Source organism: Pseudomonas sp. Marseille-Q5117 (assembly GCF_946901175.1).
Taxonomy (GTDB): domain Bacteria; phylum Pseudomonadota; class Gammaproteobacteria; order Pseudomonadales; family Pseudomonadaceae; genus Aquipseudomonas; species Aquipseudomonas iranensis.
The window spans coordinates 83967-103651 of sequence record NZ_CAMPPP010000021.1; the positions used below are offsets into that span (position 1 = coordinate 83967).

Here is a 19685-nt window from a genome sequence, read left to right on the forward strand (position 1 = left end):
AACCCCTATGTTGCTGGCAAGTCTGTTTGGCGTGGTGATGGGGTTGGTCCTCGGCCTGACTGGCGCGGGCGGCGGGATTCTCGCGGTGCCGGCGCTGGTGCTCGGGCTCGGCTGGACGATGACGCAAGCGGCGCCGGTGGCCTTGCTTGCGGTCGGCAGCGCGGCAGCGGTCGGGGCTATCGATGGTTTGCGTCATGGCCTGGTGCGTTACCGCGCGGCGCTGTTGATCGCGGCACTGGGCGCGGTGTTTTCGCCGCTGGGGATCTACTTCGCGCATCAACTGCCGGAAAAGATTCTGATGATCCTGTTCAGCCTGCTGATGGTTCTGGTCGCTTGGCGAATGTTCAGAAAGGACCGTCAGCAAGCGGGGCCGAGCGATCACGGCCACGCCAGTTGGGGGCAGAAAAACTGCATGCTCAACGAGCAGACCGGGCGCTTCGACTGGACCGCCAAGTGCACCGCCACCCTGGCTGCATTGGGTGCGATCACCGGTGTGGTCTCGGGCTTGCTTGGCGTCGGCGGCGGCTTTCTGATCGTGCCGGCGTTCAAGCAACTGACCGATGTGCAGATGCGCGGCATCGTTGCGACGTCATTGATGGTGATCAGTCTGATTTCCGCGATCGGGGTGATCGGCGCGTTTCATGCGGGGGTGCGTATCGACAGCCAGGGCGCGGCGTTCATTGTCGCCAGCATCGTTGGCATGCTCATCGGTCGCAGGCTGTGCGCGCAGGTGCCGGCGCGGGCGTTGCAGGTGGGGTTTGCCAGTGTCTGTCTGGTGGTGGCGGGGTACATGTTGTTGCGGGCGTGAAGAGCAAAAGGTCGCAGCCTCCTTGCACGAGGCTGCGATCTTCTCAGCGGGTTACAACACCAGGTGCGGCAGCCACAGCGAAATCGCCGGAACGTAGGTCACCAGCAGCAGCACCAGGAACAGCACGCCATAGAACGGCAGCAGCGCTTTCACGGTGCTTTCGATACTGACCTTGCCCACCGCCGAGCCGACGAAGAGTACGGCGCCCACGGGCGGTGTTATCAATCCGATCCCCAGGTTGACCAGCATGATCATGCCGAACTGCACCGGGTCGACACCGATGCCCATGATCACTGGCATCAGGATCGGCGTAAGGATCAGGATCAGCGGCGCCATGTCCATCACCGTGCCGAGCAACAGCAGCATGACGTTGATGCACATCAGGATCACGTAGCGGTTGTCCGACAGGGTCAGGAACAGCGTGGTGATTTTCGCCGGGATCTGCATCAGCGTCATGATGTAGCCGAAGCTGGCGGCGAAACCGATCAGGATCATCACGATGGAGATGGTGCGCACCGTGCGATGCATCAGCTTGGGCAACTCGCTCCATTTGTAATCGCGGTAGATGAACATGGTCACGAAGAATGACCACAACACCGCGATGGCCGCCGATTCAGTGGCGGTGAAAATACCCGAGAGGATGCCGCCGAGGATGATCACCATCGCCATCATGCCCCACAGGGCTTCGCCGACGATCTTCAGCGCCTGGCGCATCGGAATCACTTCGCCCTTGGGGTAGTTGCGCTTTTTCGCGAAGATCAGGCACAGCACCATCAGGCAGGCGCTCATCAGCAGGCCCGGGACGATGCCGGCCATGAACAGCGAAGCGATCGACACCGTACCGCCAGCGGCCAGCGAGTAGAGCACCGAGTTGTGGCTTGGCGGAGTCAGCAGGGCTTGCACCGAACCGCTGACGGTCACGGCGGTGGAGAAGTCCCGTGGATAGCCCTTGCGTTCCATCTCGGGAATCAGCACCGAACCCACCGACGCGGTGTCGGCGACCGACGAACCGGAGATCGCGCCGAAGAACGTCGAGGCAACAATGTTGACCAGCGACAGACCACCACGGACGAAACCTACCAGCACCCCGGCACACGCCACCAACCGCCGGGACATGCCGCCCTCGGCCATGATCGCGCCGGCCAGGACGAAGAACGGAATGGCCAGCAGCGAGAATTTGTTCACCCCCGAGGCGACCTGGATCATCACCGCCTGGAAGGGAATGTCGATCCACCAAGCGCCGATCAGCGCAGCGGCGCCCAACGCGTAAGCGACCGGCATGCCGATCAGGATCAATACGATAAAACTGCCCAGCAGGATCAGAGCGTCCATTAAACGGCACCTTCACTTTCTTCAACCAGGTCGAACTGCACGACCCGACGTTTGCTCTGGTCACCGAGCAAGAGTTTTTCCACGACAAAAATCAGCGTCAGCAAGCCGCCCAGGGGGATCGGCAGATAGGTCACGCCAACCCGCAGATCGGGCAGGGCGGCCATGAACTGGTTCCAGGTGGACATGCACAGCTTGGTGCCCCAGATGGTCATGAAGATGCAGATGGCCGCCATCAGCAGTTGCGAAAAAATCGCTGCTGCGGATTTCAGCTGCGCTGGCATGCGGTCGGTGAGCATGGCCACGGCCATGTGCGCACCGGCGCGGTAACTGGCGGCGGCGCCGATGAAGGTGAACACCATCATCAGCAGGATCGCCGTTGGCTCAGGCCAGCTCGAACCGGTGCCGAGCACGTAGCGGGCGAACACGCCCCAGGGAATCATCAGGGAAATCGCCAGGACGGAAAGGCCGGCGACCCAGATGCACGTCATGTAGATTTTGTCGTTGATACGCAGCAGCAGATTCTTCATCGGGTTCCACCGTAACCGGGCGCGCCTGAACCGCTGGCGCGCCGGGCCTTTTTCATGAGTACAAAGCGGGAGGCGTTACTGAACGGCTTCGATCTTTTTGATCAGGTCGGCGTACTTCGCGCCGTACTTTTCCCGTACTGGAGCGGTGGCGTCGTAGAAGGGTTTTTTGTCGACTTCGATGAACTCGACGCCAGCGGCCTTGAGTTTTTCTTCACTGGCAGCGGACTTCTTGTCCCACAACACGCGCTCTTCAGCCTGGGCAGCCTTGGCGGCTTTTTTCACCAGTTGCTGTTGATCCGGAGTGAGTTTTTCCCAGGTGATTTTCGACATCACGATCGGCTCTGGCAGGATCAAGTGACCGGTCAGGCTGTAGAACTTGGCGTTCTGGAAGTGGTTGTGTTCGAGCAGGGTCGGCGGGTTGTTTTCCGCGCCGTCGATCACGCCGGTCTGCAGGGCGCTGAAGATCTCCCCGGTGTCCATGGCGATGCCGTTACCGCCCATGGCGTTCATCATGTCGATGAACATCGGATTGCCTTGTACGCGGATCTTCATGCCCTTGAGGTCTTCGAGCTTGCGCACCGGTTTCTTGGTGTAGATGTTGCGCGTGCCGCCGTCCATCCACGCCAGGGCCACCAGGCCGAATTCGGAGTTGGTGATCTTGTCGAGAATCTCATCGCCCACCGGGCCGTCGATGACGTTACGCATGTGTTGCTGGTCGCGGAAGATGAACGGCATGTTGAACACGTTCACATCCGGCACAACAGGGCCGACGATGCCCAGGCTGACACGTGACAGCTGCACCGCGCCGACCTGCATCTGCTCGATGACTTCCTTCTCGGAACCGAGCACACCGCCCGGGAAGTATTGGAAGGTCAGCTCGCCGTTGGTTTCCTTGGTCAGGGTATCGCCCATGGATTTTTCAGCCACCACGGTTGGGTAACCGGCGGGGTGAATGTCGGCAAATTTGAGTTTCATTTCCGCCTGAGCGGCACCGGCAAAGGTGAACATCAGCGGGAGTGCAGCGGCGAGCAAGGTGCGTTTGAAGTTCATGGGGGGTGAGTCTCCAGTCTTGTTATTTTTGTGTTCAAGGCGCAGCGGTGCAGCAGAGGGTCTAAAGCAAATCGTTGAATTGCGGTTCGGCGAGGCCCTTGACGCCCGGCTTCAGGGCGAACACGCCGCCGGCCAGCGATTGCGGGTCGTGGTCATCGCCGGGGCGAATCGAGGCGACAAACAAGGTGTCCAGGTTGCTGCCGCCGAAAGCGCACATGGTCGGTTTCTTCACCGGCACTTCCAGGGAGAAATCCAGTCGGCCATCCGGGGCGAAGCGGTGGATCAGGCCGGCGTCGTTGGCGCAGATCCAGTAGCAGCCTTCGGCATCCACGGCGGCGCCATCGGGGCGGCCGGGGAAATGATTCATGTCGACGAAGATTCGGCGATTCGATGGCGTGCCGGTCTCGGTGTCGTAATCGAAGGCCCAGATCAGTTGCACATTGGGGTGCGAATCCGACAGGTACATGGTTTTACCGTCAGGGCTGAAAGCGAGGCCGTTGGGCACGATGAAGCCATCCAGCTGCGCTTCGATCACGCCCGTCTGCCCGGCGCTGTAGCGATAGAGCCGGCCTTCAGGCGCGTTCAGGCCCATGTTCAGCACCATGCTGCCCGCCCAGAAACGCCCTTGGCGATCGCAGCGACCGTCGTTGAGGCGCATGTCCGCGCGGCTGTGCTCGACAGTCGCGAGCAACTCACTGTCGAGGCTGCCGTCGCTGTGCGGGTGCAGGCGAAAGAAACCGCTTTCCATGCCGGCGACCCAGCCGCCACTGCGGTGGCGGGTGATGCAGGCGAGCATTTCCGGGGCCTTCCACGAGGCAACATGCCCGCTGTCAGCGCTCCAGCGTTGCAGCCCGCCGTTGGGAATATCGACCCAGTACAAGGCGTTTTCCTGCGGCACCCAGACCGGGCTTTCACCGACCGCGTTTCGGGCGTCGACGATCAATTCGGCTTGCATACTCATTCCCATGGTTTTTATTGGAGGGGATCAAGTCGAACGGTCAGTCGCCGAACGGGCCTGCTGCGACGAAAGCGCCGCCCTGATAGATCCGCGCCGGATCATCGTCGGCTGGCATCGGTTGCGCTTCGACCTTGTCGCGGAACACTTCCGAGGTGTCCTTGGCTTCGAAACCGAGGTGGCTGGCGTAGCGGTTGTCCCACCAGACATCTTTGTTGGCGGACATGCCGTAAACCACGGTGTGGCCGACGTTTGGTGTGTACAGCGAGCGTTCGAGCAGTTGCGTGAGATCGTCGAAGCTCAGCCAGGTGTGCATCATCCGGCGGTTCTGCGGTTCGGGGAACGAGGAGCCGATGCGGATGCTGACGGTTTCGATACCGTAGCGATCGAAGTAGAAACTGGCCATGTCTTCGCCGTAGGACTTGGACAAGCCGTAGTAACCATCGGGACGACGCGCCGAAGTGGCGTCGAGCTGTTGGTCCTGTTTGTAGAAACCGATGACGTGGTTGGAGCTGGCGAAGATCACCCGCTTCACACCGTGCTTGCGCGCCGCTTCGTAAATGTGGAACACGCCACAGATGTTGGCGCCGAGGATTTCTTCGAACGGGCGCTCGACCGAAACGCCGCCGAAATGCAGGATCGCATCGACGCCTTCGACCAGTTGATGCACGGCTTGCTTGTCGGCGAGGTCGCAGAGCACGACTTCTTCGTGTTCATCGACGGCCGGGGCGAGGGCGGCGATGTCGGACAGGCGCAGCACGTTGGCGTAAGGGCGCAGGCGTTCGCGCAGCACTTTGCCCAGGCCGCCGGCGGCACCGGTCAGCAGCAGGCGGTTGAAAGGAGCGCGGGGGGTAGAGGTAGACGTCATGGCAATCCCTGAACACATTGTTATTAGGTTTGTTGTAGGTTGTCGTATGACTGCGCTGAAGTATCGGTAGGGTATCCGGATCTTGTCAACGCGACTTTTGGTGTAGATGACGGAAGGGGCGATTCATTTTCTCAAGACCCGATACCTGAATTGCAATGCAATCCCCTTGTGGGAGCGAGCCTGCTCGCGAATGCGGTGTGCCAGTCAGAACAAGTCGACTGGTCCGGCGCTTTCGCGAGCAGACTCGCTCCCACAGGGCAAACCGCCAACCGTTACAGCAACGAGATCGGATAGCTGATAAAAATCCGGTTCTCGTCAAATTCGTTGGTGCTGAAGTCCCGGCGAATGGTCGCGTTGCGCCATTTCACGTTGAGGTTCTTCAGCGGGCCGCTCTGCACGGTGTAGGCCAGTTCCGATTCGCGGCCCCATTCCTTGCCGTCATTGGTGGTGGCGGTGTGCACGTTATCGCCGCTGATGTAGCGGTTCATCAGGGTCAGGCCAGGCACGCCCAGCGCAACGAAGTTGTAGTCGTGACGCACCTGCCAGGAGCGCTCTTTGGCGTTGTCATAACTGGCGTTGTAACTGTCGTTGGCGAGGGTGCCGCCGCTGGTGCCGTTGACGCGCATCCAGGCATCGTCGCCGGTGAGTTTCTGCAGGCCGACGTAGAAGGTGTTGCCACCGTACTTGGCCGAGAGCAGGGCGAACGCGGTCTTGTTGTCGAGGTCGCCGGCCTGAGCGCTGCCGTCTTCCTTGCCGGTGAAGAAACCGAGGTTGGCGCCCAGCGTCCAGTCGCCCATCGGCTGGCTGTGGCTGAGGTTGAAATACTGCTGCTGATAGATGTCAGTGAGCTCGGCGTACCACACGCCGACCATCGTGCGTTTTTCGTTGAAGCTGTATTCGCCGCCGCCGAAGTTGAAGCGATCGGAGGTGAACGCACCGCGGCCGTTCATCGACATGTCTTCCATGCTCGCATCGTTGCGCGGGCTGTTGCCACGGAACTGGCCGCCGTAAACGGTCAGGCCGTTGATCTCGGTGGACGTGATCTGGCCACCACGAAAGGTCTGCGGCAGGGAGCGGCCATCGTCGGAGCGCAGGATCGGCAGCACGGGCATCCATTCACCGACTTTCAGTTCGGTCTTCGAGACTTTGGCTTTCAGCGCAACGCCGAGGCGGCCGAATTTGTCGGCCGGGCGACCGTCATCATGGATCGGCAATAGTTGCGTGCCGCCCGTGCCTTTGCCGCCATCGAGCTTCTGCGAGTACATGCCAAGGATGTCGAGGCCGAAGCCGACGGTGCCCTGGGTGAAGCCGGATTTGGCATCGAGAATGAAGTTCTGCGTCCATTCTTCTGCCTTGCCCTGCGGATTGGCCGGGTTGACGAAGTTGCGGTTGAAGTAGGCGTTGCGCAGGTTCAGCGTGGCTTTGCTGTCGTCAAGAAAGCCTTCGGCATCGGCACTCATCGGCAGGGCCAGAGCGAGGCTGCTGCAACCGATCAGGCTGAGGGTCGAACGCGGTTTGAAATGGGCAAAACGTGAAGGGCGGACGGAATTGCGGGCGAGTGGGCTCACTGTGACGCTCCCTGGATCGTTTGTTGTTTTTATTATTTGTCATACGTCGTCGTACAACATCGATGCGGATATTTCCCAGATTTACGGGGATTGTCAACTGGAAGTTATACGATGACCTCCCATGCGACGCAGAACCCCTGTGGGAGCGAGCCTGCTCGCGAATGCGGACTTTCCTTCAATGAAGTTGTCGACTGACACAGCGCTTTCGCGAGCAGGCTCGCTCCCACCGGGTTCCTTGGTGTCCGTCGAGTCGTGTATTGCCCGTCAAATTGCGGCAAACTTCCTCCACCCCCAGCACCAGGCCGATCCATGGATAAATACGCCCCGCGCAACTGGCAACCCCACGAAAAGCCCAGCCTGCCCGGTTCCCCGTCGACCCCGTTACACTCCACGCCCAAGCGCCTGGCTTATGCGGCGGTTGGCGTGCTGGTGGCGGTAACTGGTGGGTTGGGCAACTCGTTGGTGGTTGCCAACCTGCCTTACCTGCAAGGCTCGCTCGGCGCGACCACGGCGGAGATGGCCTGGCTGCCGGCGGCGTATGTGATGACCAACGTGTCGATGAACCTGCTGTTGGTGAAGTTTCGCCAGCAGTTCGGCTTGCGCGCATTCACCGAAGTATTTCTGGTGCTGTACGCGCTGGTGACCTTCGGCCATTTGTTCGTCAACGATCTCAACTCGGCAGTGGCGGTGCGGGCTGCCCACGGCATGGTCGGTGCGGCGCTGAGCTCGCTGGGTCTGTATTACATGGTCCAGGCGTTCCCGGCGAAATGGCGGCTCAAAGCGTTGGTACTCGGCCTCGGCACGTCGCAATTGGCGTTACCGCTGGCGCGACTGTTTTCCGAAGACCTGTTGCAGATCGCCGAATGGCGCGGCTTGTACTTGTTCGAACTGGGCATGGCCCTGCTGTCACTCGGCTGCGTGTTGCTACTGAAGTTGCCGCCCGGTGACCGTTTCAAGACCTTTGAAAAACTCGATTTCCTCACCTTCGCGATCCTCGCTACCGGTGTGGCGTTGTTGTGCGCGGTGCTGTCGCTCGGGCGGATCGACTGGTGGCTGGAGGCAGACTGGATCGGCGTGGCGCTGGCCTGTTCGATCGCGCTGATCATCATGGGCTTGGCCATCGAGCACAACCGCAGCAACCCGATGTTGATGACCCGCTGGCTGGGCAGCGGAACGATGATCCGCCTGGCGCTGGCGGTGACCCTGATTCGCATGGTCACCTCGGAGCAATCCACCGGCGCCGTGGGGTTCATGCAGAACCTCAACATGGGCTATGAGCAGTTGCACAGTCTGTATGTGGTGATGCTGATCGGCAGCATCGCCGGGCTTGCCACCAGCGCGTTGACCATCGACCCCAAACATTTGCTGATGCCGTTGATCATTTCCTTGGCGCTGATGGCCACCGGTTCGGTGATGGACAGCTTCTCGAATAACCTGACCCGTCCCGCCAACATGTATTTCAGCCAGTTCCTGCTGGCATTCGGCAGCACGTTTTTTCTCGGCCCGACCATGGTCTTCGGCACGCGCAACGTGCTGACCAATCCGCGCAACCTGGTGAGCTTTTCCGTGCTGTTCGGGATCTGCAACAACCTCGGCGGACTGCTCGGCGCGGCGTTGCTCGGCACTTTTCAGATCGTGCGGGAGAAGTACCATTCCAGCCACATCGTCGATCACCTGGTGATGTCCGATCCGTTGGTGGCCGCGCGGGTGCAGAGCGGCGGCTCGGCCTTCGGCGGTTTGCTGGCGGACCCGAGCCTGCGCAATCTGGCCGGCATGCGCAGCCTCGCCAATGCGGCGACACGCGAAGCGAACGTGCTGGCCTATAACGATGTCTTCATGCTGATCGCGGTCATTGCCGTCCTGACCATGATCTGGCTTTCGATTCGTGCGTTGTGGCTGATGAGCACCACCAAAGCCATTGAACCGACACCTTCCGTACCACCCAGCGGTGCCACTTCTTCATGACCGAACCGACCACCACAACCACCAATGCCATCGCCGCCACGCCTGAAGGGGAGGCGCCGCCATCGTCACCGAATACCGCGCCGCGTTCGCTGCGGGTGCGGATCATCTCTTCGCTGGGCTTTGCCGCCATCGCCATCGTCGGCGTGCTGATCGTGCTGTATGCGTGGCAACTGCCACCATTCAGCAGTGCGGTTGAAACCACCGAAAACGCCTTGATTCGCGGGCAGGTGACGATCATCGGGCCGCAGCTCAGCGGCTATGTGTTCGAGGTGCCGGTGCAGGACTTCCAGTACGTCAAGGCCGGGGATCTGCTGGTGCGTCTGGACGACCGCATTTATCAGCAACGCCTCGACCAGTCCCTGGCGCAACTGGCAGTGCAGAAGGCCGCATTGGCCAACGTCGTGCAGCAGCGCAACAGTGCCGAAGCGACGATCAAATTGCGTCAGGCGGTGCTCGCCGACAGCCAGGCGCAGTTGCGCAAGAGCGAGGCCGATCTGCGGCGTAATCAGGAGCTGGTGCGCGACGGCTCGGTGTCCAAGCGCGAATTCGACGTGACCCTCGCTGCCAACGCGCAAAGCACGGCTTCTGTGGCGCAGGCCAAGGCCAATCTGGAAATCGCCCGGCAGGATCTGCAAACGGTGATCGTCAATCGCGGCTCGCTGGAGGCCGCCGTGGCCAGTGCCGAAGCTGCGGTGCAACTGGCACGGATCGATCTGTCCAACACACGCATCGTCGCCCCGCGCGACGGCCAGCTCGGGCAGATCGGCGTGCGCCTCGGCGCCTACGTCAACTCCGGCGCGCAGCTGATGGCATTGGTCCCGGACCAGAAGTGGGTGATCGCCAACATGAAGGAAACCCAGATGGCCAACGTGCGTGTCGGGCAACCGGTACGCTTCACCGTCGACGCCTTGAACCACCGCAGATTCACCGGCCATGTGCAGCATATTTCGCCGGGCACCGGTTCTGAATTTGCCTTGCTGCAGGCCGACAACGCCACCGGCAACTTCGTCAAGATCGCCCAGCGGGTGCCGGTACGCATCACCATCGATCCCGATCAGCAGGAAGCAGAACGCTTGCGGCCGGGGATGTCAGTGGTGGTCAGCATCGACACCGCCGCCGGCGACACCCAACCCCACTGATCAATGCATGACCCTGTGGGAGATTCTATGGTTGTCCTCAAGCGATAACTGCCCCTTTCGATTGATATTCGCTCTGGTTTTTCATCAGGGCGAATGCTATGCGGGCGAGTTTGCGGCTGAGCATCACGAGCACCTGTGTAGTCGCTTTTCCGCAGTTGAGATGGTGGCTGTAGAACGCCTTCCAGGCATTTGATCGGCAAGCTGACATGGCAGCGTTATGCAGTAACCGCCGCACCTCCGAGCATCCACGCTTGGTTAAATATCTACGGCCATTTTTTTGGCCCGAGTCACTCACTCTCAGGTCCATGCCTAAAAACGCTATATAAGAGTCACCGCTGGTAAAGTCGCCGCGGTTGTATGCCATGACCAAAGCAGTTGCAGTTAGAAAACCGATACCTTCGATGGCTTGGCATCTGGCAACTTCTTCCAGCAAACCGGCTTCACGCAAGATTTCCTTGAGCTTTTTCTGAACTAGCAAATCCAGCCTGTCTATGGACTTTACGAAAGTTGTGAACACGGCTTTCAAGCTGGCGTCATTTGCCCAGCTCTGGGTCAGACTGGTCTTGGCCTGTATCAGCGAAGCTCTACGTCGTAGAAGACTTTGCAGCTTGCCGTAGACTGCCGGAGGTGGGGTCCAGGGGCGTAAATCTTCGCCTTCGTTTTTTAGAAAACGGGCGAGAAGGCGGGCGTCAGATGCGTCCGTTTTACTACGACCACCGACACCTTTACGATAATTACTCAGTTGAAAACCGTCGATGATGTAAACGTCATGACCTGACTCGTGAGCCAACTCAACCAAGTCGACATGATAAATATTGGTCGCTTCAACAGCTATGGCGGTGGGCCCCGGCAACGTTTTAAGCCAGCGCTTTATGGCTGGCTTTTCATTGGGTATCGAAGTAAGCAGATCTGGATCTGCTAAATAAATAACGAGTTCAGCTTTGGCGACGTCCACACCCACGATTGACTTCGACACACGCATTGCCACTGGCACTTCTCCACGCTAAGGTTTTACGACTTGTAGGGGTTTCACCCAGAGGCGCAGGCTTGTTTCTATCGTCGCTTGAACGAAGCATTCTCTATCGGCGCTTTTGGTGGAAGGGGTGGGGCGAGGTCTCCCACGGTCTGTACTGTTACAGCAGTCAGATGCGAACTGTTCGTCCCACCACCCCTTCAAGTCTAACCATACAAGCGAGCCTGCTCGCTCCCACAGGATTAGTGCTCACGGGCTCTATTCATTCGGGCGAGGGGGTGACCCGGCAACTTTTGCGGTTGCGGATCTGCTCGTCGCTGGGTCTCTCGCGAACGAATTCGAAGCGCGGTTCGCCTTCGCTGTAATGCACTAGCCAGCCCCATTCCAGTTCGCTTTCGTCCTGTCCGGGATGCGGTGGCCGGGCCCACCAGGGTTCTTTGCTGAGGATCTCGCGCATGGCAGCCTCCGGTTGATGGCAATCCTTGAACTATAGCTTCCTGTCGCGAGTCGTCAGAACAGGCTGTGTAGAATCGGCGCGATCATGACGATATGGGGGGCAGGGCGATGATTGATGAAGTGCGCAGGGATGAACCGTCGAAACGGCTGTTTTTCGCTTTGGACTGCCCGCCGGCGCAGCGCAAGGCAATCGCCCAGTGGCGCGCGGAGCTGGGTCTGCGCAGCGGCAAACCGGTGCCGGCGGATAACTTTCATCTGACTCTGCTGTTTCTTGGAGCGGTGCCGCTGGCGCAAATCCATGGCGTCTGCGAAGCAGCGGGCAATGTGCGTATTCCCGGCGAAACGTTGCGCATTGAGCTGGATCGCTTGCAGGTCTGGCATCGCGCCGGTGTGCTATCGCTGGCACCGGAACAGGCGCCGCCGGCGTTGTTGCGCCTGGTCTACGCGCTGGAACAGGCGATGCTGCCGTTCGGTTTTGACGAGCCCACCCACGAGTTCCGCCCGCACCTGACACTGGCGCGGGAGTACCGCGCGCCGGAGCCGGAAGCGCGCACACCGCCGGAGTTCTTTCTGCGTGCTGAACGCTTCGCTTTGTTCGAATCGCACAAGGGCCGCTATCGGGTTGTGCAGGACTGGCCGCTGATCTGAACGAACAAAAAAAGGCGCCCGAGGGCGCCTGCAAATTCACCCGAGCCGAGGGAGCCGGGTGAGGCCGTTCAGAGCAGGGTGCAGCGGTGGTAAGGCGCTGCGTGAACGGAAATTTTCAGCACTGCATTGCTTCATTGTGGGAGCGAGCCTGCTCGCGAAAGCGTCGGCACATCCGGCATCTCAATTGCCTGACACAGCGCCTTCGCGAGCAGGCTCGCTCCCACATTTTGATCATCGGTGTTTTTATTTACCAAGCTTCACCCGCGTCCAGCCACGCGTCATGATCCGCTGTGTGGCAATCGGCTGATCCGGCACTGCATACAACGTGGCCATCACCGCTTGCGAAGGATACGAGCCCGGTTCGTTGCGGATCGCTTCGTCCACCAGTGGCGTGGCCGCTGCGTTGGCGTTGCTGTAGCCGATGCTGTTGGTGACTTCGGCTATGATGTCCGGGCGCATCAGGAAGTCCATGAACAGGTAGGCGTTGTCGACGTTCGCCGCATCACGGGGGATGGCGACCATGTCGTAGAAACTGCCGGCGCCTTCCTTGGGAATGCTGTAGTCGATCACCACGTTGTTGCCCGACTCAACCGCACGGGCCTTGGCCTGCAGGACGTCGCCGGAGTAACCGACCGCCACGCAGATGTTGCCGTTGGCCAGATCGGAGATGTACTTCGAGGAGTGGAAGTACGCCACGTAAGGACGGATTTTCATGAACAGCGCTTCGGCCTCGGCAATGTGCGCCTTGTCCTTGTCGTTCACCGGATACCCCAGATAGTGCAGGGCGGCCGGGAGCATTTCGGTCGGCGAATCGAGGAAACTGATGCCGCAGGCTTTGAGCTTTTCCGCGTTCTCCGGTTTGAACAGCAAGTCCCAGGAGTTGGTCGGGGCGTTGGCGCCGAGTACTTCCTTGACCTTGGCCGGATTGAAACCGATGCCGATCGAGCCCCACATGTACGGGAACGCGTGCGCGTTGTCCGGATCACTGGCGGCGGCGTTTTTCAGCAGCACCGGGTTGAGATTCTTCCAGTTCGGCAGCTTCGACTTGTCCAGCGGCTGGTAGACGCCGGCCTTGATCTGTTTGGCCAGGAAACTGTTCGACGGCACGACGATGTCATAGCCGGATTTGCCCGCGAGCAGGCGCGCTTCCAGGGTTTCGTTGCTGTCGAAGACGTCGTAGGTCACGCGAATGCCAGTCTCGTCTTCGAACTTTTTCACGGTGTCCGGCGCGATGTAATCGGACCAGTTGTAAACACGCAGCACCTTGTCGTTGGCCTGGGCGCCCATGACCATCGCGCCCATTAAGGACAGTGTCAGCAGAGTCCTGCCAAACATTTTCATCGGTACAACTCCCTTCTTCTTATTCAACAAAACAAAAGCTCGGTGCACTTGAACCTTGTGGCGAGGGGGTTTATTCCCCGCTCGGCTGCGAAGCAGTCGCAAAACCTGAATACGGAGTCTTCAGGTAGCCCTGCGGGGGCCGCTTCGCAGCCCAACGGGGATAAATCCCCTCGCCACAGTTGTTTATTGGTGTTGCTCAGGCTGTCGCCGCTGCTGGCTGTTGCCACGACTCGTTCGCGGTCTGATCCATCGCTTCCTGGATCGCTTTTTTGCGGTTGGCCTCTGCCTTGCGGCCGAAGTACCAGACCAGGAAAGTCACGAGCGACACTGCCAGCAGAATCAGGCTGGCCACGGCGTTGATCTCAGGTTTCACGCCCAGGCGCACCGCCGAGAACACCTCCATCGGCAGCGTCGTCGAGCCCGGCCCGGAGACAAAACTCGCCAGCACCAGATCGTCCAGCGACAAGGCAAACGACATCATCCCGCCGGCGGCCAGCGACGGCGCGATCATTGGAATGGTGATCAGGAAAAACACTTTGAATGGTTTGGCGCCGAGGTCCATCGCCGCTTCTTCGATCGACAGATCCAGCTCGCGAAGGCGCGCGGAGACTACCACCGCCACATAAGCGGCACAAAAGGTGGTGTGGGCGATCCAGATGGTGACGATGCCGCGCTCCTGCGGCCAGCCGATCAGCTGCGCCATCGCCACGAACAGCAGCAACAGCGACAGACCGGTGATCACTTCCGGCATCACCAGCGGCGCGGTCACCAGGCCACCAAACAGCGTGCGACCCTTGAAGCGCGTCACCCGCGTCAGCACGAACGCCGCCAGCGTACCCAGTGCCACAGCGGCAATCGCGGTGTAGCAGGCGATTTCCAGCGAGCGCAGCACCGAGCCCATCAGTTGCGTGTTGTCGAGCAGGCCGACGTACCACTTGATCGACCAGCCGCCCCACACCGTCACCAGTTTCGAGGCGTTGAACGAGTAGATCACCAGGATCAGCATCGGCAGATAAATGAACATCAAGCCAAAGATCAGCATGAATTTGGAAAAGTTGAAGCGTTTCATCCCCGTGCCTCCATCTCTTTGGCCTGGCTGCGGTTGAACAGCAGAATCGGCACAATCAGGATCAACAGCATCACCACCGCCAGCGCAGAAGCCACCGGCCAGTCGCGGTTATTGAAGAACTCCTGCCACAGCACGCGACCGATCATCAGCGTCTCCGGGCCACCCAGCAGTTCCGGGATCACGAATTCGCCAACTACCGGAATGAACACCAGCATGCAACCGGCGATGATGCCGTTCTTGGCCAGCGGCACGGTGATCTTCCAGAAGTTGTTGAAGTTGCTCGAACCCAGATCCTGCGCGGCTTCCAGCAGGCTGTTGTCGTGCTTGACGAGGTTGGCGTAGAGCGGCAGGACCATGAACGGCAGATAGGCGTAAACCACACCGATATAGACGGCAGTGTTGGTGTTGAGGATCTCGATCGGGTGATCGGTGAGCCCGGTCCACATCAGGAACCCGTTGAGCAGACCGTTGTTGCTGAGGATGCCCATCCACGCATACACGCGGATCAGGATCGCCGTCCAGGTCGGCATCATGATCAACAGCAGCAGGACGTTTTGCGTTTCCTTGCCGGTCTTGGTGATCGCGTAGGCCATCGGGAAACCGATCACCAGGCACATCAGCGTGCTCAGTGCCGCGACCTTCAGCGAGCCGAGGTATGCGGACAGATACAGCTCGTCTTCGCCGAGCAGGGTGTAGTTGCCGATGTTCAGCAGCAGCTGGAATTTCTGTTCGGCGAAGGTGTAGATCTCCGAGTACGGCGGGATCGACAGCGCGGCTTCCGAGAAGCTGATCTTCATCACCAGAAAGAACGGCAGCATGAAGAACAGGAACAGCCAGATGAACGGAATGCCGATCACCAGTTTTCGTCCGCTGGGCACCAGGCGCAAGAATTGCTGATTGAAAGTTCTCATGAGCGCAGCACCACGCCGCTGTCGTCTTCCCACCAGACGTAGACCTTGTCGTCCCAGGTCGGCCGCGCGCCACGGCGTTCGGCATTGGCCATGAACGACTGGACGATCTTGCCGCCGGGCAGCTCGACGTAGAACACCGAATGGCCGCCGAGGTAGGCGATGTCGTGGACCTTGCCTTCGGACCAGTTGTAGCGGAACTCCGGTTGGGTGGTGCTGACGAGCATTTTTTCCGGGCGGATGGCGTAGGTGATCGACTTGTCCTGCACCGAGGTGCTGACGCCGTGACCGACATAGATCTTCTGCTGCAAGTCGGGGCTGTGAATGATCGCGTGGCCTTCGAGATCTTCCACCACCGTGCCGTCGAAAGCGTTCACGTTGCCGATGAATTCGCAGACCATGCGGCTGACCGGCGCTTCATAAATGTCCACCGGGCTGCCGATCTGCGCGATCCAGCCCAGGTGCATGATCGCGATGCGCTGGGCCATGGTCATGGCTTCTTCCTGGTCGTGGGTGACCATGACGCAGGTCACGCCGACGCGCTCGATGATTTCCACCAGCTCAAGCTGCATCTGCGAACGCAGCTTTTTATCCAGCGCACCCATCGGCTCGTCGAGCAGCAACAGTTTCGGCCGTTTGGCCAACGAGCGGGCGAGGGCGACGCGCTGCCGCTGACCGCCGGACAACTGGTGCGGGCGGCGCTTGGCGTATTGGGTCATGTGCACCAGGCGCAGCATTTCTTCGACACGGGCATCGATTTCGCTGGCCGGCAAGCGGTCCTGTTTGAGGCCGAAGGCGATGTTCTGTGCCACGGTCATGTGCGGGAACAGCGCATAGGACTGGAACATCATGTTGATCGGCCGCTCGTACGGCGGCATGTCGGTGATGTCCACGCCATCGAGCAGAATCCGCCCCTCGGTCGGCCGCTCGAAACCGGCGAGCATGCGCAGCAGAGTCGATTTGCCCGACCCGGAACCGCCCAGCAGCGCGAAAATCTCGCCCTGATGGATCTCCAGGGACACATCGTCCACGGCCACGGTTTCGTCGAACTTCTTGGTGACACGATCGACTTTCACCAGCACCTTTTTTGGTTGCTGCTGACCTTCGAGTGCCTTGCGGTAAGTGCTGGAGGCGTTTGCCATGTGAAACTCCCAACAGGTGTCGTGTGCCTGGCCAATGTGGCCGGGCTTAAGTGGATTGCGGAGCGGTCCGGAATGCCTGTCAGCTGGCGCAGAACCTGTGGGAGCGAGCCTGCTCGCGAATACGGAGTGTCAGTCGACATCATCGTTTGCTGATACACCGCTTTCGCGAGCAGGCTCGCTCCCACAGGGGATATGCGTTGACCTGAGTGGCCTTTGTCCGTACCGATCCGGCTTGTTCGGCGCCGCCGTCCTGGCTGCCTGGGTCGTACTTGTTGTTATCACGGGTGTTGCAGTTCACGACTGGCGGATGTGCAAACGCACACCCGCCAAGCGTGGGGGCAGTAAATCGTTATCTGGTTTGGGATTGCGTCAGCGCTGACTGCGCTTCGCCGCCCGTTGCCGGCACGCTGCGCCGAACGCCTGGAAAATCTTCAGGTAGTTCGGGTTGTCCAGCACTTGCCATTCCGGGTGCCATTGCACGCTGAGGGCGAAGGTCGGGCTGTGCTCGACCGAGATCGCTTCGATCAAACCGTCCGGCGCCACGGCTTCAGCACGCAGCCCGGGGGCGAGGCGGTCGATGCCCTGACTGTGAATCGAATTGACCTGAAATTCGTCGGGCAGCTCCAGCGCTTCGAACACACCGCCAGCGATCACGCTGACCGCATGGGCCGGGGCGTATTGCACCGCCACATCCGGGCTGTCGGCTTCACGGTGATCGAGCATGCCGGGCAGCTCGTGCACCTTCTGATGCAGGCTGCCGCCGAACGCCACATTCATTTCCTGGAAGCCACGGCAGATACCGAGCACCGGAACGCCCGCCGCAATGGCTGCACGCAATAAGGGAAGGGTAGTGGCGTCACGGGCCGGATCATGATCCGTGCCGAGGGCACTGGCCGGGCCTTGATAGTGGAAGGGCTCCACGTTCGAGGGAGAGCCGGTGAGCAACAGACCGTCGAGCTGACCGAGCAGGTCATCGATTTCAGTCAGGTTGCCGAGGGAAGGAATGACCACTGGCAACCCTTGGGCGCCAACGCTGACAGCACGTAGGTACTTGTCACCGCTGATGTGATAGGGGTGCAGGCCAATCTGTTTGACGCACGCAGTAACGCCGATCAATGGCTTGAATGCCATTTTTATTCACCTCGAAGTCTGTCACTTGAACGAGCTTTTCCGGAGCTTAGCCTCGTTGATTTTAATTAACAACTGCCATGTAAAAAATTCTAAACGCCGTTCATCAAATCGCTCAGGTTTACCGGGGTTTGCCGGCGGATATGGCACGAGAGTGTTAAAAAAAGCCCGAAAAATAAAGGCTGCAGGGCAGGGTGTTCGCTATTGACTTCACTTTGCCTTTCGGATTGACTGGCTGCGCAACACAGTGGTGAACATAATAATTAACAGCTAAATAGGTGCATCATGTCGGTCCCTCTGCGTACCGTTCAACTCAACGAAGCCAACGCATTCCTTAAGAAATATCCTGAGGTTTTGTACGTCGACCTTCTGATTGCGGATATGAACGGTGTGGTGCGCGGCAAGCGCATCGAACGCACCAGTCTTCATAAGGTGTACGAAAAAGGCATCAACCTGCCGGCGTCGCTGTTCGCGCTGGACATCAACGGCTCGACGGTGGAAAGCACCGGTCTGGGCCTGGATATTGGCGACGCCGATCGCATCTGCTACCCGATCCCCGGCACCCTGAGCATCGAGCCGTGGCAAAAACGCCCGACCGCTCAACTGCTGATGACCATGCACGAGATCGAAGGCCAGCCGTTCTTCGCCGACCCGCGTGAAGTGCTGGCCAACGTTGTGCGCAAATTCGACGACCTCGGCCTGACCATATGCGCGGCGTTCGAACTCGAGTTCTACCTGATCGACCAGGACAACGTGAATGGCCGTCCGCAATCGCCACGTTCACCTGTATCCGGCAAGCGTCCGGTGTCGACCCAGGTCTACCTGATCGACGATCTCGACGAATACGTCGACTGCCTGCAAGACATTCTCGAAGGCGCGAAAGAGCAGGGCATTCCCGCTGACGCCATCGTCAAGGAAAGCGCCCCGGCACAGTTCGAAGTCAACCTGCATCACGTCTCCGACCCGATCAAGGCCTGCGATTACGCGGTGTTGCTCAAGCGTCTGGTGAAGAACATCGCCTACGACCACGAGATGGACACGACTTTCATGGCCAAGCCGTATCCGGGCCAGGCCGGCAACGGTCTGCACGTGCACATTTCGATTCTGGACAAAGAAGGCAACAACATCTTCGCCAGCGAGGATCCCGAGCAGAACGCCGCACTGCGTCACGCGATCGGCGGTGTGCTCGAGACCCTGCCGGCGCAAATGGCGTTCCTCTGCCCGAACGTCAACTCGTACCGCCGCTTCGGCGCGCAGTTCTACGTACCGAACTCGCCGAGTTGGGGCATCGACAACCGCACCGTGGCCGTGCGCGTGCCGACCGGTTCGGCGGATGCCGTGCGCATCGAACACCGCGTCGCCGGTGCCGACGCCAACCCATACCTGCTGATGGCTTCGGTGCTGGCCGGCATCCACCACGGCCTGACCAACCAGATCGAGCCCGGCGCCCCGGTCGAAGGCAACAGCTACGAGCAAAACGAGCAGAGCCTGCCGAACAACCTGCGCGACGCCTTGCGCGAGCTCGACGACAGCGAAGTCATGGCGCGCTACATCGACCCGATGTACATCGACGTGTTCGTCGCGTGCAAGGAAAGCGAGCTGGCCGAGTTCGAGAACTCGATTTCTGACCTTGAGTACAACTGGTATCTGCATACGGTGTGATCACAGACACCACCGATCCAATGTGGGAGCGAGCCTGCTCGCGAATGCGGTATGTCAGTCAGAATATTGTTGCCTGACACGACGCTTTCGCGAGCAGGCTCGCTCCCACATTGGATCGGTGGTGTCTGTGATCACACCGTATGCAG

General features: G+C 59.9%; 18 protein-coding genes. 5 read left to right on the forward strand and 13 right to left on the reverse strand.

Translation table 11 applies throughout. The features are described from left to right. The first annotated feature begins 7 nt into the window (after positions 1-7). Positions 8-808 (forward strand): sulfite exporter TauE/SafE family protein, encoded by an 801-nt coding sequence (locus tag OC605_RS25540; RefSeq protein ID WP_262140231.1) that lies wholly within the window; start codon positions 8-10, stop codon positions 806-808. Between the two features lie 51 nt (positions 809-859). Here OC605_RS25540 and OC605_RS25545 read toward each other — a convergent pair whose 3' ends face one another. From OC605_RS25545 to OC605_RS25570, 6 genes are all read right to left on the reverse strand, one after another. Continuing rightward, on the reverse strand, positions 860-2140 hold the full coding sequence (locus OC605_RS25545) for a TRAP transporter large permease (protein ID WP_016775191.1): 1281 nt from the start codon (positions 2138-2140) through the stop codon (positions 860-862). After that, entirely contained in the window at positions 2140-2667 is a 528-nt protein-coding gene (locus tag OC605_RS25550) for a TRAP transporter small permease (protein WP_071172843.1), read from the reverse strand. The genes OC605_RS25545 and OC605_RS25550 overlap by 1 nt, the downstream gene beginning before the upstream one ends. 75 nt (positions 2668-2742) lie before the next feature. Beyond that, positions 2743-3717, reverse strand: coding sequence for a TRAP transporter substrate-binding protein (locus OC605_RS25555; protein WP_130888723.1), 975 nt, complete (start codon positions 3715-3717; stop codon positions 2743-2745). Between the two features lie 61 nt (positions 3718-3778). Next, positions 3779-4672: an SMP-30/gluconolactonase/LRE family protein gene (locus OC605_RS25560; protein WP_122508023.1), complete on the reverse strand. Its 894-nt coding sequence runs from the start codon at positions 4670-4672 to the stop codon at positions 3779-3781. Positions 4673-4715: 43 nt separating this feature from the next. Continuing rightward, positions 4716-5540: an NAD-dependent epimerase/dehydratase family protein gene (locus OC605_RS25565; protein ID WP_122612194.1), complete on the reverse strand. Its 825-nt coding sequence runs from the start codon at positions 5538-5540 to the stop codon at positions 4716-4718. Positions 5541-5812: 272 nt separating this feature from the next. Continuing rightward, positions 5813-7108, reverse strand: coding sequence for an OprD family porin (locus OC605_RS25570; RefSeq protein WP_262140235.1), 1296 nt, complete (start codon positions 7106-7108; stop codon positions 5813-5815). Between the two features lie 309 nt (positions 7109-7417). On the opposite strand from OC605_RS25570, the gene OC605_RS25575 reads away from it, so the two are divergent. Together OC605_RS25575 and OC605_RS25580 are read left to right on the forward strand one after the other, a co-directional pair. Continuing rightward, positions 7418-9073 carry an MFS transporter gene (locus tag OC605_RS25575; RefSeq protein ID WP_016775184.1) on the forward strand — a complete coding sequence of 552 codons (1656 nt, stop codon included), beginning with the start codon at positions 7418-7420 and terminating at the stop codon, positions 9071-9073. Further along, entirely contained in the window at positions 9070-10212 is a 1143-nt protein-coding gene (locus OC605_RS25580; protein ID WP_262140236.1) for an HlyD family secretion protein, read from the forward strand. Before OC605_RS25575 ends, OC605_RS25580 begins: the two co-directional genes overlap by 4 nt. A gap of 37 nt (positions 10213-10249) precedes the next feature. Here OC605_RS25580 and OC605_RS25585 read toward each other — a convergent pair whose 3' ends face one another. Together OC605_RS25585 and OC605_RS25590 are read right to left on the reverse strand one after the other, a co-directional pair. Further along, positions 10250-11200 (reverse strand): IS110 family transposase, encoded by a 951-nt coding sequence (locus OC605_RS25585; RefSeq protein WP_262140237.1) that lies wholly within the window; start codon positions 11198-11200, stop codon positions 10250-10252. A 247-nt stretch (positions 11201-11447) separates the two neighbouring features. Beyond that, a complete protein-coding gene (locus OC605_RS25590; protein ID WP_024013337.1) occupies positions 11448-11642 on the reverse strand; it encodes a hypothetical protein in 195 nt (64 codons plus the stop codon). Positions 11643-11749: 107 nt separating this feature from the next. Here OC605_RS25590 and thpR point away from each other — a divergent pair, with 107 nt between their 5' ends. After that, a complete protein-coding gene (thpR, locus tag OC605_RS25595; RefSeq protein ID WP_186566518.1) occupies positions 11750-12289 on the forward strand; it encodes an RNA 2',3'-cyclic phosphodiesterase in 540 nt (179 codons plus the stop codon). Positions 12290-12532: 243 nt separating this feature from the next. On the opposite strand, the gene OC605_RS25600 is transcribed toward thpR, so the two are convergent. The 5 genes from OC605_RS25600 to OC605_RS25620 all read right to left on the reverse strand — a co-directional run bounded on the left by OC605_RS25600 (position 12533) and on the right by OC605_RS25620 (position 17880). Beyond that, positions 12533-13630, reverse strand: a complete 1098-nt coding sequence (locus OC605_RS25600) for a polyamine ABC transporter substrate-binding protein (RefSeq protein ID WP_095182000.1) — start codon at positions 13628-13630, stop codon at positions 12533-12535. A gap of 196 nt (positions 13631-13826) precedes the next feature. Next, positions 13827-14699 (reverse strand): ABC transporter permease subunit, encoded by an 873-nt coding sequence (locus OC605_RS25605; RefSeq protein WP_186566520.1) that lies wholly within the window; start codon positions 14697-14699, stop codon positions 13827-13829. Continuing rightward, positions 14696-15610, reverse strand: coding sequence for an ABC transporter permease subunit (locus tag OC605_RS25610; RefSeq protein WP_024013334.1), 915 nt, complete (start codon positions 15608-15610; stop codon positions 14696-14698). Before OC605_RS25610 ends, OC605_RS25605 begins: the two co-directional genes overlap by 4 nt. Beyond that, a complete protein-coding gene (gene potA / locus OC605_RS25615; protein ID WP_024013333.1) occupies positions 15607-16749 on the reverse strand; it encodes a polyamine ABC transporter ATP-binding protein in 1143 nt (380 codons plus the stop codon). Before potA ends, OC605_RS25610 begins: the two co-directional genes overlap by 4 nt. Before the next feature lie 369 nt (positions 16750-17118). Beyond that, positions 17119-17880: a gamma-glutamyl-gamma-aminobutyrate hydrolase family protein gene (locus tag OC605_RS25620; RefSeq protein ID WP_186566522.1), complete on the reverse strand. Its 762-nt coding sequence runs from the start codon at positions 17878-17880 to the stop codon at positions 17119-17121. A gap of 282 nt (positions 17881-18162) precedes the next feature. Here OC605_RS25620 and OC605_RS25625 point away from each other — a divergent pair, with 282 nt between their 5' ends. Then, positions 18163-19539 (forward strand): glutamine synthetase family protein, encoded by a 1377-nt coding sequence (locus OC605_RS25625; RefSeq protein ID WP_007918694.1) that lies wholly within the window; start codon positions 18163-18165, stop codon positions 19537-19539. Positions 19540-19685 lie beyond the last annotated feature (146 nt).

Excerpts from the sequence above, each read along its gene's own strand:
- OC605_RS25540 (WP_262140231.1), top strand. The coding sequence starts at position 8 with ATGTTGCTGGCAAGTCTGTTTGGCGTGGTGATGGGGTTGGTCCTCGGC.
- OC605_RS25545 (WP_016775191.1), bottom strand. The coding sequence starts at position 2,140 with ATGGACGCTCTGATCCTGCTGGGCAGTTTTATCGTATTGATCCTGATC.
- OC605_RS25550 (WP_071172843.1), bottom strand. The coding sequence starts at position 2,667 with ATGAAGAATCTGCTGCTGCGTATCAACGACAAAATCTACATGACGTGC.
- OC605_RS25555 (WP_130888723.1), bottom strand. The coding sequence starts at position 3,717 with ATGAACTTCAAACGCACCTTGCTCGCCGCTGCACTCCCGCTGATGTTC.
- OC605_RS25560 (WP_122508023.1), bottom strand. The coding sequence starts at position 4,672 with ATGCAAGCCGAATTGATCGTCGACGCCCGAAACGCGGTCGGTGAAAGC.
- OC605_RS25565 (WP_122612194.1), bottom strand. The coding sequence starts at position 5,540 with ATGACGTCTACCTCTACCCCCCGCGCTCCTTTCAACCGCCTGCTGCTG.
- OC605_RS25575 (WP_016775184.1), top strand. The coding sequence starts at position 7,418 with ATGGATAAATACGCCCCGCGCAACTGGCAACCCCACGAAAAGCCCAGC.
- OC605_RS25580 (WP_262140236.1), top strand. The coding sequence starts at position 9,070 with ATGACCGAACCGACCACCACAACCACCAATGCCATCGCCGCCACGCCT.
- OC605_RS25590 (WP_024013337.1), bottom strand. The coding sequence starts at position 11,642 with ATGCGCGAGATCCTCAGCAAAGAACCCTGGTGGGCCCGGCCACCGCAT.
- thpR (WP_186566518.1), top strand. The coding sequence starts at position 11,750 with ATGATTGATGAAGTGCGCAGGGATGAACCGTCGAAACGGCTGTTTTTC.
- OC605_RS25600 (WP_095182000.1), bottom strand. The coding sequence starts at position 13,630 with ATGAAAATGTTTGGCAGGACTCTGCTGACACTGTCCTTAATGGGCGCG.
- OC605_RS25605 (WP_186566520.1), bottom strand. The coding sequence starts at position 14,699 with ATGAAACGCTTCAACTTTTCCAAATTCATGCTGATCTTTGGCTTGATG.
- OC605_RS25610 (WP_024013334.1), bottom strand. The coding sequence starts at position 15,610 with ATGAGAACTTTCAATCAGCAATTCTTGCGCCTGGTGCCCAGCGGACGA.
- potA (WP_024013333.1), bottom strand. The coding sequence starts at position 16,749 with ATGGCAAACGCCTCCAGCACTTACCGCAAGGCACTCGAAGGTCAGCAG.
- OC605_RS25620 (WP_186566522.1), bottom strand. The coding sequence starts at position 17,880 with ATGGCATTCAAGCCATTGATCGGCGTTACTGCGTGCGTCAAACAGATT.
- OC605_RS25625 (WP_007918694.1), top strand. The coding sequence starts at position 18,163 with ATGTCGGTCCCTCTGCGTACCGTTCAACTCAACGAAGCCAACGCATTC.